The following is a 16277-nucleotide window of genomic DNA, read 5'->3' as shown; positions in this document are numbered from 1 at the left end:
GACAAGTATTTGCCAGGAGCATGAAGTGACGTCGCCAATGTCCGAATAGTCCGCAGACTGTGAGTTCGTGCACCCTGAAAATTTGCGCCTGCAGCGAACGGCCGGTTCGACGGGCCGCACCGCAGCGGCGACATGTGTCGATGAACGTCCGCTTCGGGCCGTTTCTCACTTCGCCTAAAACGATCGGTTCGGCACTAATGTTCGAAATATGCGCGGTGCGTTGTGTAGATCGCGTCGATAACCGGATCGAGCCGGCTTAGGTGCTGACGAAGAACCTCTTCGGCCCTTAAGGCGTTATGATCCATCATGGCCTCCAAAATGGCGACGTGATCTGCGAAGAGCGTTTCCATCGTTTCCGGGCTCGTTAGCGACAGCACACAGAGGCGATCCACCTGAGCTTTGTTTTCGGAAATGATTTGAAATGCTGCAGGCCGGCCCGCTGCCTCGCACATCAGCTTGTGGAATTCATAATCCAAATCATGGAAGGCCTGCGTATCGCCGGTGTTCACCGCTTCGCGTTGTGCCTTAATGCTGGATCGCAGTTTCTTGACGGCTCCCGGAACAGGGATTGCCGCCGCTTGTCGGACGACCTCCAATTCGATCGCCAGTCGCATGAACCGCGCGTCTGCAATGAGTTCCAAGGAAAACGGTCGAACGAGCGTGGCACGCTGAGGTCGGATCAGAAGAAGGTTCAAGTTCGCGAGCCGCGTAAATGCCTCTCGGACCGGTTGGCGCGAATACCCCAGGGATTTGGCAACTTCCGTTTCGGAGATCTTTGTTCCGGGCAACAGTTCAAGGCTGACAATTCGCTCGTAAAGAGAATCGAAGATGAGGTCAGTGCTTGTCGTGCGCTCAGCAACATTTGAGAGTGCCATATCGTTCCTTCTTGCGCGATTCTGTGCGTTCCGCTGCGCCACAACGCTCAGTTTCTCTTCGTATCTTGTATGCAAGCATTTCCTAGGCATCGCAAGAGGTCTGAGTTAATCTTATGTTTTTATGGCAATAAATAATCTTCTTCGATTCAGGTTGACTAGTATACAAGTTTTGGCGTCCTATCCGAGACATTCATCTTGGGTTCGTTACGGGCGTGGACCGCGTCTCTTCGAAGCCGGGAACAGACGGTCCGATCTAGCCGGGGGAGCGTCTGGGATAGGGAGCAAAATGGGAGGAAACCATGCTCAATTTTTCACTTAAAGCTGTGGCTGTCGCCGCGATGTTTGTGGGCGGTGTGTCAATCGTGCAGGCACAGACCACGCTCAAGGGTGCCAGCATGTTTGATGAAGAACATGCCTTCACCAAGACGATGCGCGAGTTCGAACGCCTGGTTGGCGAAAAGTATGATGGCGATGTTTCGTTCGACCTGCGCCTGAATGGCGAACTCGGCGTCGAAAGCGACTACGTCACCTACCTGAACCAGGGTGTGGCGGTCGACTATACGATCCTTGCGCCCTCGAACATGGCGGTTTTTTCGGAGTCCATCCCGCTGATGGACATGCCATTCCTTTTCCGCGATCTGGATCATTGGAATGCCGTTCTATCCTCGAATGTACTGGCACCGCTGGAGGACGATCTGCGGGAAGCCGCAGGTATCGTGATCATCGGGTATCACGGTGGCGGCGTGCGCAACCTGGCCTCTGCTGAGCCAATCACCAATATGGAAGAGCTTGCAGGCCACCGGATGCGGGTGATGGGTGCACCTATTCAGGCGCAAACATTCGATGCTGTCGGCGCGGCACCCTCAGCGATTGCATATAACGAGGTCTACAACGCCATTCAGACCGGCGTGATCGCCGGTTTTGAAAACGAAGCGGCTTCTATCCAGAACCTGAAGTTCTATGAGGTTTCGCCGCATATTTCCTTGACGCAGCATACGATCACCGTGCGCCCCATCGTGATGTCGGCCAAGACGTTCGATGCGCTGCCCGAAGACCTTCAGGCCGCGATCATGGAAGCAGGTGCCGAGGCGGGGGCCTTCGGTCGTGACCTTGAGAGCAGTGCCGACGGAAAAATCCTTCAGGAAATGGCCGACGCGGGCCAGATCGAAATTCACGAATTCGAAGGGCGTGAGAAGATGCTGGAACTCGTGAAACCTGTTCAGGATGATTATGCCGCAAGCCTCGGGGCGACCGAGCTTCTGGAGGAAATCCGGGGCATGTAATCTCCTCCCTGCGGGCGCGGGCCGCTGGTCTGCGCCTGCGCCTTTGTGGCACATCACTCCCATGTCTCCATTTAGGACAAAGCTATGATCGGACAGCTTCTGGATCGGTTTTGCACCGGTCTTCGTTTCCTGCTTGGTCTCCTGATGGGGATCCTTGCGATCCCGGTCGCGATGCAGGTGATCTCTCGCTACACAGGCATCATTCCGACGTTTCTTTGGACCGAGGAACTCGCCACTTTCATCTTTATCTGGATCGTGATGATCGGGTCTGTTGTTGCAGTATGGGACGGCACGCATTTCGACGTGCGGGTGATCCCGGACGCCGAGCGGCCTATACTGAAGCTCCTGCAGAAAGGAATCGTGTATCTCTCCATTCTTCTATTTGGACTGATGTTTGCCGTCTACGGCGTTGAATACGCCGAGTTCGGAGCGAAGCAGCGCTCGGTCATGATGCGGGCCAACCTTGTCATCACGCACATCTCGCTTTCGATTGTCGGAACGCTCTGGGCAATCCTCTCCGTGTATCGCCTGGTTGAATGCTTTACAGAATACAGACACGCGAGGAGCGCGGGATGATACTTGAGACCGCCACCGCGTGCCTGATGTTGGTTTCGGCCTTTCTGGTTCTTGTCATCATTAGAATCCCAGTCGCTTTTGCGCTTGGCCTGGCCACGGTCCCGGTCGTGCTGCTGGAGTTGCGCCTGACGCCGTTCATTGTGCTGGATCGGATGTTCCAATCCTATAACTCCTTCATCCTCCTGGCCGTTCCGTTCTTTCTGCTGGCCGCAAACCTGATGAATTCGGGAAAGGTGACCGATCGTCTGATCGAACTGGCCCGCGTTCTGACGGGCTGGATGCCGGGCGGGCTGGGCCATGTGAATGTGGCGGTGTCGATGCTGTTTGCGGGCATCTCGGGGTCTTCAACAGCCGACGCCGCAGGTATCGGGAAAATCCTGATCCCGGCCATGCAGCGCGAAGGCTATGACACCCGCTTTGCCGTCGCGATTACAGCCTGTTCGTCGGTGATGGGCGTTATCATTCCGCCCTCGATCCTGATGATCGTTTGGGGGGGGGTGATGCAGGTGTCTGTCGGGGCCTTGTTCCTCGGGGGCGCGGTGCCAGGCCTGATGATCGGACTTGCTTTGATCGGAACGGTTTACGGCTTTGCCAAAGTGCGGGGATATCCTGTGAATGCTGTTCCAAATTGGGCCGAGTTTTCTGCGGCATGGAAAGGTGCGGCACTTGCGCTGCTGACACCGGTTTTCGTGATCGGTGGCATCGTTGGCGGGATCGTGACACCCACGGAGAGCGCAATTATTGCTGCAGGATATGCGCTGATCCTTGGCATGTTTGTGTATCGCACAGTCAGGCCGCGAGATCTTGGCTTCATTCTTTACGACACGGCACGCTTTGCGGCGATTTCGCTGTTTGCCATTGGCACGGCAACGGCTTTTGGATGGCTTCTGTCGTTCTATAACGCACCGCGCATGATCGTGGCGATGCTGACGGCGTGGGAGTTTGGACCGTTCGGGACGGCCCTTGTGATTGCGGCGCTGTTCCTCATTTTCGGCCTTTTCATCGACGCGATCCCGACCATCATCATTCTGGGTACGGTTTTGATGCCGGTCGCTCAAGCCGGAGGGCTTGACCCGATTGCCTTTGCCATCATCGGCATTGTCTCTTTGGCATTTGGACTGGTGACGCCACCCTATGGCCTTTGTCTCTTGATCGCATCGGCCATTGGAGGGCTGAATGTCGTGCGGGTGTTGCGCGAAGTGGCCGTCATCCTGGCACCGATGCTCGCGATCCTTGTGCTGCTCGCGGCCTTCCCTGACATCATACTTTGGTTGCCACGTCTCTTGATGCCGGCGGCCTTTCCCTGACATACGAAATCGCAGGCACGCCTGCCCAAATCTATCGGAGACACTCATGAAACTTGCAGGTCAGACCGCAATTGTCACAGGCGGGGGGCGTGACATCGGTGCAGCCGTCGCACGCAAGCTTGCCGAGCAAGGGGCGAGTCTCGTGATCAACTACTTTGCGAGTTCCAGGAGTGCCGAGGCACTCGTCGCGGAGATTGAAGCAAACGGTGGGCATGCCATCGCCGTGCAGGGTGATCTGAATGACCCCGCAGCGGTCCAGGCCTTGGTGTCAAAAACAGTTGAGACCTTCGGCGGCCTGAACATCCTCGTCAATAACGCCGGGGGTCTGATCGCCCGCAAGACAGTGGCGGAGATGGAGCTTGAGCACTGGAACGCGGTCATGACGCTGAACCTGACCAGCACGTTTCTGATGACCAAGGCGTGCCTCGCGCACATGACATCAGGCGTGATCGTCAACATCGCAAGTCAGGCCGGGCGCGACGGCGGAGGACCAGGCGCCGTCGCCTATGCCACGGCCAAAGGCGCTGTCATGACGATGACCCGTGGCTTGGCAAAGGAACTGGGGCCGGACATTCGCGTCAATGCCTTATGCCCCGGCATGATCGATACGGATTTTCACAATATCCACACACCAGATGCCGGGCGGCGCGGCTTCGAAGCCAATGCGCCGCTCAAGCGGCAAGGGCACGTGGACGATGCAGCCAATCTTGTGGTGTTCCTCGCAACCGAAGACAGCGCTTTCATGACCGGCACCAACATCGACATCAACGGAGGTATGCTGTTTTCGTGACGGTTTGCGAACTCGTCGACCGCTATGCTCCAGGGTCGAATGTCTGGAATGCAGGCTGTGACTGCAGCATCGTTGATGCTGTTCAAGAGTCCGCAATGGGCCGTACCATAATGGCACGCTTGCAAACACGTGAAGCTGGGACAATGACGGCATTGAGCTCTACCGTGCATCAACAGCCTGCACGCCAATTTCCCAACCTTAAAACGAGGAAGGCTCTTTTAGCTTCGTCTGAAAGCTCCTGGGCTTCAATTGAGCAGCCAAAGTGTTTCAGATTTTATGTGTTTGAGGTTCCGGAGCACTGTCAGCTGAAGCAGGAAGGGCGCAGGCGAAGAGAAATAAATTGGCGAAAATACGCATTTTGACACTCCTGTGTAAAACAAATTGGCCGAGATTTTTTCGACGGGCGTTGCGAAAGAGTAAGATAGCAACAAGCCAAATCATGTCGTAACTATCGATTGGAGCCACTCAAAAGAGGCTGCTCTTGAACAAGTGCGGGTTCCCGCAAAAACGTTGCGGTCTTGACAATTTGCCGAGTGATCGATGTGCGGCATACTTAAAAGCTAAGTCCTCTGAAGGTACAAAACTTTTCTCGATCGCCAAAGGCATTCGGGCGAAGCCCTGGCGTGGACACCAACATCGAAAGTCTAAGGCCATTGCCCTGATCTCCAGTTCGAGTCGATGTCGTGCCTTTCGAGAACATGAAAGCCGGGATTGCACGAGGTTAGATTGAAACGGAAAATAGGCTATCATCAACCAAAGGTATCGGCAGAGGGATTTTCGGCATCAATGCCAAATGCTGACGAGGCTCTTCACTGTTATCTGTCGATTGCGCAAGCGATCGCCGGTCAAACTGAGTACGACTTGGTGTTGGAGAACTTTGCCAATCGTCTGCGTACACTGATTTCCCACGACCATCTCGATATTGTTTTGCTGCACCCATCTGGCACACAAATATGCTATGAGGCGCGTTTACATACCTCGTGGAGTCACACCCAAAACCCAGCGAAGCCGACTACTGAAAGTCCGATCCGCGATGTGCTGCGCGGTGACACGCCCTATATCCTGACCCACGACGCGTGGACCGACCCGCGGTTTCATTTTGAAGGGTCAGACAGCAAACCCCTTTTTGATGCAAATCTGCACAGCCGGATCGTTGTACCCTTGCGGGTTCAAGGTGAGTTGATTGGATCGCTCGCGATTTCCAGCCACAAGACGGATTTTTATGATGAAGAGCTCTTGGTATTAGCGCAAGGGGCAGCAGACCTGGTATCGGCCTACCTTTTTGCGCTTGAGCGGGGCAAGGAAGCCAAAGAGTCCGCTATCGCCGAACTGGAGGCGACTGGGCGTGAACAAGCACTTCGGCTTGGAGCGCTGCGGCTTACCGAAGGTATAGAACGCGAAAGGCAACGCCTTGGCATGGACCTGCATGATCAGACGCTGGCTGATCTCGCGCGAATACGTAGGCGCATGTCGCGGATTGATGGAGGTTCAGCGGCGGCGCAGAAGGAGATTGACGACCTGCAGGATGAGTTGGACCATTGTCTGGACGAGGTTCGAGGTATTGTCGAAAATATGAAGCCCGGCGTACTACAGATGTTTGGTTTTTCCGAAGCCGTCGAAGCGCACTTGCAGCGATGCCAAAAGCACATGCGACGTGAGATAGCAATGCGAGTGCGGGACTTATCGGACGCCCAAATGGATACCCTGCAAGACACAGTTCGCACGGCGGTGTTTAGGATCGTACAGGAAGCCGTGAATAATGCCCTGAAACACGCAGAATGTGATTCACTTGATGTTTGGATCGTAAAGGTTGGTGGCGAAATGGTTGTGACAATTGACGACAGCGGCACTGGTATTTCCGAGTCTGATCTGCGTTCGAACAGTGGGATCAGTAATATCAAAACTCGGGCTGATCTGATATCTGCCAAGGTATCGTTTGAACGACTGAAGGATCAGAAGGGCACTCGCGTAAGAATTACCGTACCACTGAGCGCCGGCAAGACTGTCGGTGAGGCGCTCGTACTATGATCAAATTCTCAAAGCTGCGGGATCTACCATGCGCCTCCTAATTGCAGAAGACGACAAGTTACACCGAGCATTTTTGGAGAAAGTGGCACTGAACACTTTGTCGGATCTGAGCTTTTTGAAGATAGCTGAAGATGGTGAGGAAGCTATCAAGGAATTTGACGCGGCCGAATATGAGTCAGTGGTACTGGATTTGCAGATGCCGCGTCTTACAGGGGTTGAAGTAGCCAAAAATATCTGGGCCAAGAAGCCATGCACCAAGATTCTGTTTTGGTCAAACTACACCGACGAAGCTTATATTCGTGGGATCACTAAGATCGTTCCCGGCGCCTCTGTCTATGGCTATATCCTCAAATCCGCTCCGGCAGAACAGCTGAAATTAGCTATGCAAGGGGTTTTTGTTGCCGAGCAATGCGTAATCGACCGTGAGGTACGCAGGGTACAACAGAGGGCGGGAGATCGGCTTTCTGGGCTGAGCGAGCCGGAATACGAAGCGCTGGTCGACCTCTGCTTAGGTCTGACGGACAAGGCGATGGCTGCGCGGCGCAATGTATCCTTGCGAGGTGCCCAGAGCCGGCTGCAGCATCTTTATCAGAAACTTGGTTTGGACAAAGGCGATATTCCCGTGGGCCAGTGGGGACCAACCTATAACTCTCGTACACGGGCCATATGTCTTGCATTAAGCCAAGGCATCTTAAACGCGGACGCGTTGCGCAAAGAGGAAGAAAACCTCCGCGTTTGGACCGGGCGTCATCTGAAGTAAACGTCCCTGCCGTTGTGTTGCGGGAACCCGCAGCTTTCTTGTGGGTGTCCGCTCAATTCCTGCGTAAGCCGACGCATACTGCCGCTTCCCGGTGATCTACCGTTGTTCTCACACGACCTGCGAGGTCGGTAGCATAGGGCTTTGATCGCAAGGGAGGATGTCGATGCCGTTTGTCAATATTCGCATCGTGAAGCAAGTTATTGAGCGTGACCCTGAAGGGATAAAATCTAGGGTGCAAACCTCAGTGACGGAGTCAATTGCTGAGTCCGCAGGAATTCCGAAAGAAAATGTTTGGGTAACCTTCGAGGAAGTCGATGAGACGGATTGGTTTGCGGGTGGTCAACGCGTGAAAGAACTCCGGGCCGAGTCATGAGTGTCGAGGTTCGGAATTATGGGATGCACGACATCGTAGATGCTGAAGCGACCCTCGAGAAAGTTGCGGAGGGGTTTCTCTTTACCGAAGGTCCAATCTGGCATCCGGTGGAAGCACATCTAACGTTCTCGGATATTCCAGGAAACGAGATGTTTCGCATGGATGCAAATGGCAATGTGACGTCGTTTCGCAAGCCGAGTGATATGGGTAACGGGAACACATACGACCACAAAGGCCGGATGTTGACATGCCACCATGCCACCAGCTCTGTCACCCGCACTGAACTAGACGGGACCATTACTACCCTTGCTACGCACTATGAAGGCAAAGAGTTAAATAGCCCGAATGACTTAGTGGCACGCCGCGATGGATTGATCTTCTTTACTGACCCGACTTATGGGCGCATGGAATACTACGGCGTGATACGCGAACCGGAGATGGGTGCGCAGGGTGTCTATTGTTTGACACCCGATGGTGGAACAATCACGCGGATCGCCGATGATTTCGCCCAGCCCAATGGGCTTTGTTTTTCGCTCGATCACAATACGCTTTACGTCAACGACACCGAGCACAAACACATCCGCAGGTTTGAGGTTGCTGAAGACGGCTCCGTTACAGGCGGGGACGTTTGGGTCGAGGTGACAGTCGGGGAGGGCGACGGCCACCCGGATGGAATGAAGATCGACAGCAAGGGCAACGTGTATTGCACTGGTCCTGGTGGAGTCCACGTGATTACGCCGGACGGGGAGACACTGGGCGTAATCCGCATGGCAGAGTTCACAGCAAATTTTGCCTGGGGGGGTGATGACTTGACGGATCTCTATTTCACCTCGTCCACGTCGATCTATCGCATTGCGGTCAAAACGCCGGGACTAGCGCTGTTCTAGTCTCTAGCTCGACAAGATAACGGACGGGTGACTGTCCGACATCCGGCACAGATGTCTGGGATCGTATCCTCCCAAAACGTGGTCGCGGCATCTGTTGCCGGATGATCTTTGGAGCGCGCCGCGCCGGAAGATCTGAAAGTACAATTCACGGATTCATTCAAGTTCATGGTGCTTGTTAAGCATCGAAATTCGGAAATAAGGAGAAGTTTATGGCACATGTGATGCCAGATCTGTTCAAGATTGATGTGCTAGGTCACGCAATCACACATGCCCGCACAGAGATGGTGGCGCGTGGTAAGGTCGTTAACACCGATGAGCCACCGGAACGTGGCGGCACCAATCTCTTTGCGACACCGCTGGAAACGATGCTGTCTTCCTTTCTAGGCTGTACAAATGTGATCGCGAACTACGTGGCCGGTCTGTTGAAGATCGAACTGCGTGGCATGGAAATGTCGGTTTGCGGCCACTTCGATACTCGAGGTGTATTTGGTAAGGCCGAGATTGCGTCGCCCTTTCCAGTCATTGAACTGCGAGTGGTTCTCGACACCGATGTGGGCGACGAACAGATCGCAGAATTGCAGCGAATGACAGGTGAGAAATGTCCTGTTTCCGTTCTGTTGCGCCGCGCGGGCTGCCAGATTCAAGAGAGTTGGGTGCGAAAGTAGGTGTCCAAGGACGTTGCTGCGGATGTACCCGTCAATGCTGCGGGTTCCCGCAAACTCAAAGCGCGATCCCCGGTACAAATGGATTGGTTTACGGCGGTATCAATCGACAGGAAGCGTGAAGAGCGCGAAACGACCTGAAGGGAGGAATTTAGCGTTTGAACGCAGGTATGCCTGAAGGGGCCAGCGGCCTCAGTATTTGACTAAGAAACTACGATAGGGAGAGAGACTAAGATGAAATCCTTCAGAACGCTGTTTGCAAGCGCGCTTGTCGCGGTCACAGCTTTGACCGCACCGGCAACCTCCATGGCAGAGGAAATTGACCTGAAGTACCATGCCTTTACCGGAGTAGGGCCTTCCAACCTTGCGACTCGATGGTTCATGGATGAAGTTGAGAAGCGCACCGATGGCAAAGTGAAATTCACTCGGATCTTCGGCGGGCCGCTTGGCAAGTTGTCTGGCCAGCCGGAGAACATCAAGGTCGGCGCTTTCGACATGGGAGAGTTTTCACCCGTATATAACCCGGGCATCTTTCCGCTGGCCAATGTGACATCGCTTCCATTCATGACGGACAACCCGATGGCGCACGCGCAAGCCGGGCACGAACTCTTCAAGACTCCAGCGGTCGAGGCTGAATTCACCGCGATGAACCAGAAGTACCTGTTTCCGGGTCAATGGGGTTCCATTCAACTACTGTCGCACGACCCCATTCGTACGATCGATGATCTAAAAGCGGCCAAGATAAGGGCCCATGGTGGGGCCGCTGAAATTCTGAAACAACTGGATATTTCTGTTTATGGAATCCCATGGGGCGAACTGCCTGCAGCTGCGGAGCGCAAAGTGGTGACAGCTGCAATCATCGGAGCGCCTGCAGATGCCTATGCCTTTGGCTTCGGGGAAATCTTCAGTTACTGGGACAACGTGGACTGGTTCTATTTCCCGATGCCGGTATCTATCAACCTTGACACATGGAACGAACTTCCAGCCGACGTGCAGGAGGTGATGGTACAGGTCGGCAACGAAACAGTAGCGCAGGCGCGCAATCTTCTTGAGGCTGAAGAGATTGAGGCGCGAGAAGCATTACATCGGTTGACAGAGGTGGTGAACTTGGAGCCGGCTGAACAGGCCAAGATGGATGCCGTGCGTGACGCGACCTGGCAGAGTTGGGCGGATGCGCGTGAAGCAGAAGGTCTTCCGGGTCAGGCGGTTCTGGATGATTTCCTTGTGATCCTCCAAAAGCATGGTGGGTGAAAGCTCTGCGGTTTGAGACCCGGGGCAACACCCGAACACAAACAAAGCGCCGCCCGGCACATCTGAGGAGGTTGTGGGCGGCGCAGCAATAATAAGACATTGCGAAATAAGCTGAAAGCACATGAGTTTGGATAAACTGAGCCATGCGCGGTCGAACGGATTTCTCGGTTCATAAGGGGGGGGCGACGATGCCGAATTCGGTGAGCAGCGGTATTGGGCTGCAACGCAGGCTGGAAGAGATCGCTTGTTATTTTTCGGCGCTGGCTGTTGCGACGATGATGTCCATCACCGTGCTAGAGGTTGTGGCAAGGGGGATTTTCAAGATCAGCGTGCCTGGGTCCTATGAATACGTCAGCCTGATGTTCGTTTATCTGATCTATCTCGGCCTGGCCTTTTCCCAGCGACGTGACGCCCATATCACGGTAGGCGTTCTATACGACCATTTGCCACGCGGTGCGCGAAAAACCAGCCAGGCGATTTACCTGCTTGTGGCATGCCTCTTCTTTTCTGCCCTGACTTGGACGAGTGCTGTGTCGGCCTTCAGCGCCTATGTCATGGGCGACACCGTACTTGGCATCATTGAAGTTAAAACCTGGTGGGCGCGTGCCGGAATTCCAGTTGGGCTGGCGCTCCTCTCCCTCCGGTTTTTGGTTCAGCTCTATTATTTAATCACTCAGGACCTGCTGCTTGAAGAAGCTGCTGAAAGCGAGACCGCCCTGCAAGAGACCGTAGAGGAAGAGACAGCAAAATGATGGACGCGCTTCAGTTGCCCTTTGTGCTGGGTATGGTGGTCGTTTTGATGGTCATGCGTATCCCGGTTGGGATTGCCCTGTTGTTGTCGGGCGCCATGGGCTTTGCCTTCATTCGTGGCATGCCGATAACGCTCGACACCATTGGCGGGCGGCTCTTCGATATTGGGTCGGGCTATGCGCTGAGCGCAGTACCGCTCTTTTTGCTTATGGGGCATGTTGCGGCCAAGGCGGGTATCACGCAGGACATCTACCGTGCCGCGAGGGCCTGGTTGGGGCACCTGAAGGGCAGCGTGGTATTTGCGACCACAGTTGCAGCTGTCGCCTTTGCCGCCTGTTCGGGGTCCACCACGTCCTCGACGGCCGTGTTCGGGCGCGTTGCCATCCCTGAAATGTTGCGGCTCAATGTGAACCGAAAGCTGGCTGCGGGATGTGTGGCCACCGTAGGTACGCTGGCTGGTATGATCCCTCCCAGTATCAACCTCATAGTTTATGGAATCATCGCGCGCGAATCCATTCCCAAGCTGCTTATTGCGGGGATTGTTCCGGGCTTGCTGACGGCCTTTGCCTATCTGGTAATGATCTACATCCGCGTAAGCCGGAACCCAGAAATGGCGCCTGCACTTCCGAAGGCGCCGATGGAGGAGCGGTTAAACTCGCTTAAGGGCGTCTGGAGCTTTCTGGCCCTTGGCGGTATCGTCATCGGCGGTATTTATGCCGGTATCATTACGCCAACTGAAGCGGGAGCCATCGGGGCTGTCGGCGCCTTCCTGATCGCGCTCTTTCGCAAGCGGCTGTCATTTTCTGTGTTGAGGGAAGTCTTCCTCGATACTGCGCAGACAACCTCTGTGATCTTTATCATCTTGGTCGGGGCGTTGATATTTTCATCCTATCTTGCGGTCAGTGGCGCGTCCGGAGCAGTGTCGGCCCATATCATTGGGCTTGATATGCCAATGATGGGGATTGTCTGTATATACGTGCTGCTTTTGCTGGTGCTCGGTTGTATGGTGGATCCGGTTTCGGTCATGTTCTTAACGGTGCCAATCTTCGTGCCGCCGCTGGTCGCACTAGGTGCGCATCCCATCTGGCTGGCCATCGTGATCGTCAAAACACTTGAGATCGGGCTGATCACTCCACCTGTCGGACTGAACGCTTTTGTTCTGAAAGGGGTCGTACCGTCGTTTTCGCTAAGAGAAATCTTTGGTGGGATCTGGTGGTTCCTTCAGGTGGAAGTGATCACCCTCATCTTGATCCTGCTCATCCCGTCAATCGCGACTTTCCTGCCCGAACTCGCGTTTTGACGTGGGAGATAACGCTGGTTTTCAGGATGTGTCGCAAACTTTGAACCTCGATTGACGAGCATGCATGATCCGAAGATTGTACTGGTCGACTAGTTTACTTTTGTCTGCGGTACACGGTGACCTAGATGGCGCTCAACGAACATATAGGAAAAGATCAGAAAGGGTTGTCTTCAGAATTAGTTCTTGTCGTCACGCTATAATTCTCATTGCTCTTCTCAAAAACCGATAACCCACGGTTGCTTGCAAAAAAGTAAAATTAAGCGGGATTTAAGGGAACCTAGCTTACAATCCAATCTGCGGTGTGGATAATGCCTAAACCAGCCAGATACCTGTTTTCATCCTGTTTATCGAACAACTTGTGAGACGTGCAGCTTGAAAGAGTGGAGTTATCCGCTCGCGAGAGACACTTTTCCGCTTCTTTTCCGCTAGACAAAACAGCGCTTCAGCCTCCGCCTCAACAGCCTCTAAGCGCCATTTAGGTTGAGTGTGACGGTACCGTGTTAGCCATTGATCACCAAGGACATCAACGAAGTCGGCGTCGAGCGCTCGCCGTAGCACTTGGATTAATGGCTACAAAAGTTGAACTACCATTCGTTCAGCGGAGACGTCTCGGAATAGGCGGCGAGTGAGACGGAGGGCGACGTATTGATCGAATGCATCAAGATCCACTTTTGCCGTGTTGAAAGACGGTGGCGATAGCGTAAGCTCGACATTGGGGTCGGCGTCGAAATCTACTCGGCTAAACTGCATCGGCTCGAAAGTGGAAAAGCTGATAGCCGATCGCGCGTTAATTGGTGCATGACGTGTCGATACTTTCTGAAACACTTCTGCCCCTTGGATAAGTGCTGCCCCTGCTGAGAGCACACGAGAGCTCTGTGACATGGCGGCTTCAACTGTGATTTACCCGCCAGTTGCCTGGTAGGGCGGGTCGAGAGTGATATGGGCATCTTCCTCTACCAAGCCTTTGATCTTAGCGCCAAACGAAATGAAGTCTTGCAGTGTCGCCAAAGCCGACAACGATTTCGAGAAAAGAGCGCGATCTTCTCCGTTTGGACCACCTGGCCGCACAATCAAATTTGCAGGTGCGCTTGCCTTGCATGGAAGAGCGCCGATAGAAAACGAGCATTTGCAGTGTTCGGCGCTGGGCGCTGGTTCTGAGGTTTAGATGAAGACTGGTTGTGTCGCTTAGGCTCGTTCAATAGCGCTGGCTTTGTGGTTCAAAGGAAACCGATTCAAAGTTGGAGTATAGCTGTTAAACATATGATGGCATTTAGCGGACACCCGGTGGTTTCGCAGCGGATGACCGCTAGGAGCCCTTAGTGACCAATGCTGCGCCTCGCTCATTTTGTAGCGATGTGCGGAAAGCCGTCATTGGTCCAGTTCGGGATAGTAATTTGGCAGTATTGCCGCGTGAATACCGCATGTTTCGGGTCGATGAACTTATTCAGCACGGATAGTTTCACACCAAACAACCACAGGAATTCCCGATGTACGGACGCGACGCACTCTTCCCGGATTTCGACCAAATAACAGACGCGGAAAACGCGTTGACCGAGCGCTTGAGCCAGGCACGCCGCGACTATGCCAATCGCAAGGCGACCTCGGCTGAGTTAACGCCTGACTGGTTGGGAGAGTTGAAATCCAAACAGTTTGATCAGGCAGAAGAACTCGAACCCCTGATGGATTGGGTGATTAATGCACTAGATGTCGGCAGCGTTCAGATGACTCATCCGGGATATCTTGGTCTGTTCAATCCCGCGCCAACCTTTGCCTCGGAATGTGCCGACCGGATCGCGTCAGCCTTCAATCCGCAAATCTGTGTGTATTCTCATGCGCCAGCCGCTGTCGAAATTGAACAGCATGTCATCAATGAACTGGCCAGGCGCGCCGGGCTTCCCAAGGGGTCCGGGGGGCATTTTACCAGTGGTGGGGCTGAGGCCAATTCGGCGGCTGTTTTATGTGCCTTGCAGGCCAAATGCCCGGAGTACAGCGACAAGGGCATCTATGAGTTCGGTGGCCAACCAACGATTTACGTTTCGAAGGAAAGCCATCTCGCATGGTTGAAGATGGCGCAATCGGCGGGCATCGGGCGCAACGCCGTTCGATTGATCGCAACTGACGGCCAAGGCCAGATGGACGCAAGTTGTCTTGCGACCGCCATTGATGAGGATTCGAAAAACGGTTGTGTCCCGGTCCTGATCGTAGCTACGGCTGGCACCACGAATGCCGGGATGATCGACCCCCTCAAACCTTGCGGTGCTCTGGCGCGAGAGCATGGTATGTGGTTTCACGTCGATGCGGCATGGGGTGGGGCGATGATCGCCAGCACCGAACGGCGAACCGCACTGGACGGCATTGAGCAAGCGGATTCGATCACGATTGACGCCCACAAATGGTTCGCCACCACGATGGGCGCAGGCATGTTTCTGACCTCGCGCCCCGACATACCCGCACAGGTTTTCCGTATCTCGGCCAGCTACATGCCGGAAAGCGAGGCAGCCAAGGATTTCTATGTGAATTCCAATCAGTGGTCACGCCGCTTCGTGGGATTGCGCCTGTTCCTCGCCCTTGGTGCCGCCGGATGGGACGGCTACGGCGACCATGTCGAGCGTACCATCCGACTGACCAACCGGTTCACGGAAAATCTTAGAAATGCGGGTTGGACAAAGGCAAACCAGTCTCTCATGGGGGTAAGCTGCATGGTTCCGCCGGAAGGGCACGACGCCGTGCAACGCTATGTCGATGCGGTTCACGAAGATGGGCGTTTCTGGATTTCCAAGGCGATGTTCGAGGGCAAACCGGTTTTGCGGGCCTGCGTCACCAATGGACGTACGGATGAAGCGATAATTGATCAGTTGACGGAATTTCTGACGACGGTTTGAGGCAAGGAAACATGCATCCGCCGCAAGAAGGGCGGGTGCTTTCCAGTTGGTCAACCGGCGCGCAGATGCGTGGTTGTCATGTCGATCAACAGACGCCCTGTTTCTCCGCGAACCTCGGTGCGAATGACAATGAGCTTGCCACCGCGTTTGACCGTTGTGGAGGTTGCAATCAGATCGCCTGCCTTTTCATTGCCCGACAGCACGGTATGAAGATCAACGGCGAGCGGAAAGTCTGACCCGTCTTCACCAATACTGTCCAGATCGCCGATGGCACACAAGGTTGCTGCGATATCGGCAAACCAGATCAAAGCGCCCGCGTGCATCGTTCCAAACGGGTTCTTTGCAGCTTCAGTTACCGGCATTCTGGCAACCACGCGTTCAGGCTCGCGGCTTTCAATGGTGAAGCCGATTTCGCCCTTCCATTCATTCTCAGCCAGTCTTTGTCTGATATTCAATTCCATACCCTCAACTTTCAGTGGCGATTGCAGGCTTGCATCTGAGATACCTGAAATCGACCCAGAACTTGCGCATTTGGTCTTACCGATGCGGGTAA

15 protein-coding genes are annotated in these 16277 nt (G+C 54.4%); 13 read left to right on the top strand and 2 right to left on the bottom strand.

The window, feature by feature from the left end; translation table 11 throughout:
- Positions 1–194 precede the first annotated feature (194 nt).
- Complete coding sequence (locus tag GOW40_RS10925) at positions 195–917, bottom strand: GntR family transcriptional regulator (RefSeq protein WP_171136406.1); 723 nt, start codon at positions 915–917, stop codon at positions 195–197.
- Positions 918–1174: 257 nt separating this feature from the next.
- Between GOW40_RS10925 and GOW40_RS10920 the strand changes: the two genes are divergently transcribed.
- The 13 genes from GOW40_RS10920 to GOW40_RS10860 all read left to right on the top strand — a co-directional run bounded on the left by GOW40_RS10920 (position 1175) and on the right by GOW40_RS10860 (position 15724).
- Positions 1175–2158, top strand: a complete 984-nt coding sequence (locus GOW40_RS10920; RefSeq protein ID WP_171130383.1) for a TRAP transporter substrate-binding protein — start codon at positions 1175–1177, stop codon at positions 2156–2158.
- Between the two features lie 84 nt (positions 2159–2242).
- A complete protein-coding gene (locus GOW40_RS10915; protein WP_171130381.1) occupies positions 2243–2734 on the top strand; it encodes a TRAP transporter small permease in 492 nt (163 codons plus the stop codon).
- A complete protein-coding gene (locus GOW40_RS10910) occupies positions 2731–4041 on the top strand; it encodes a TRAP transporter large permease (protein ID WP_171130379.1) in 1311 nt (436 codons plus the stop codon). The genes GOW40_RS10915 and GOW40_RS10910 overlap by 4 nt, the downstream gene beginning before the upstream one ends.
- 46 nt (positions 4042–4087) lie before the next feature.
- Positions 4088–4831 (top strand): SDR family NAD(P)-dependent oxidoreductase, encoded by a 744-nt coding sequence (locus GOW40_RS10905; protein ID WP_171130378.1) that lies wholly within the window; start codon positions 4088–4090, stop codon positions 4829–4831.
- A gap of 726 nt (positions 4832–5557) precedes the next feature.
- On the top strand, positions 5558–6859 hold the full coding sequence (locus tag GOW40_RS10900) for a GAF domain-containing sensor histidine kinase (RefSeq protein WP_171130376.1): 1302 nt from the start codon (positions 5558–5560) through the stop codon (positions 6857–6859).
- A gap of 28 nt (positions 6860–6887) precedes the next feature.
- Positions 6888–7619, top strand: coding sequence for a response regulator transcription factor (locus tag GOW40_RS10895; RefSeq protein WP_171130374.1), 732 nt, complete (start codon positions 6888–6890; stop codon positions 7617–7619).
- Positions 7620–7782: 163 nt separating this feature from the next.
- A complete protein-coding gene (locus tag GOW40_RS10890; protein ID WP_171130372.1) occupies positions 7783–7992 on the top strand; it encodes a 4-oxalocrotonate tautomerase family protein in 210 nt (69 codons plus the stop codon).
- Between the two features lie 23 nt (positions 7993–8015).
- On the top strand, positions 8016–8879 hold the full coding sequence (locus GOW40_RS10885) for an SMP-30/gluconolactonase/LRE family protein (RefSeq protein WP_217352278.1): 864 nt from the start codon (positions 8016–8018) through the stop codon (positions 8877–8879).
- 209 nt (positions 8880–9088) lie between these two features.
- On the top strand, positions 9089–9544 hold the full coding sequence (locus GOW40_RS10880; RefSeq protein ID WP_171130368.1) for an OsmC family protein: 456 nt from the start codon (positions 9089–9091) through the stop codon (positions 9542–9544).
- 282 nt (positions 9545–9826) lie between these two features.
- The gene (dctP, locus tag GOW40_RS10875) at positions 9827–10792 is read left to right on the top strand and encodes a TRAP transporter substrate-binding protein DctP (RefSeq protein ID WP_171130366.1); all 966 of its coding nucleotides are present in this window, start codon (positions 9827–9829) and stop codon (positions 10790–10792) included.
- A gap of 188 nt (positions 10793–10980) precedes the next feature.
- Positions 10981–11544, top strand: coding sequence for a TRAP transporter small permease (locus tag GOW40_RS10870; RefSeq protein WP_171130364.1), 564 nt, complete (start codon positions 10981–10983; stop codon positions 11542–11544).
- On the top strand, positions 11541–12842 hold the full coding sequence (locus tag GOW40_RS10865) for a TRAP transporter large permease (RefSeq protein ID WP_171130361.1): 1302 nt from the start codon (positions 11541–11543) through the stop codon (positions 12840–12842). The genes GOW40_RS10870 and GOW40_RS10865 overlap by 4 nt, the downstream gene beginning before the upstream one ends.
- A gap of 1487 nt (positions 12843–14329) precedes the next feature.
- Positions 14330–15724 (top strand): aminotransferase class V-fold PLP-dependent enzyme, encoded by a 1395-nt coding sequence (locus tag GOW40_RS10860; RefSeq protein ID WP_171130359.1) that lies wholly within the window; start codon positions 14330–14332, stop codon positions 15722–15724.
- Positions 15725–15774: 50 nt separating this feature from the next.
- Here the strand turns inward: GOW40_RS10860 and GOW40_RS10855 are convergent, their stop codons facing one another.
- Positions 15775–16185, bottom strand: coding sequence for a PaaI family thioesterase (locus GOW40_RS10855; protein WP_171130357.1), 411 nt, complete (start codon positions 16183–16185; stop codon positions 15775–15777).
- Positions 16186–16277 lie beyond the last annotated feature (92 nt).

The organism is Ruegeria sp. HKCCA6707 (assembly GCF_013033515.1).
Taxonomy (GTDB): domain Bacteria; phylum Pseudomonadota; class Alphaproteobacteria; order Rhodobacterales; family Rhodobacteraceae; genus Ruegeria.
Note: the sequence above shows the minus strand (reverse complement) of the source record. Positions and strands in the feature narration are given on the sequence as shown.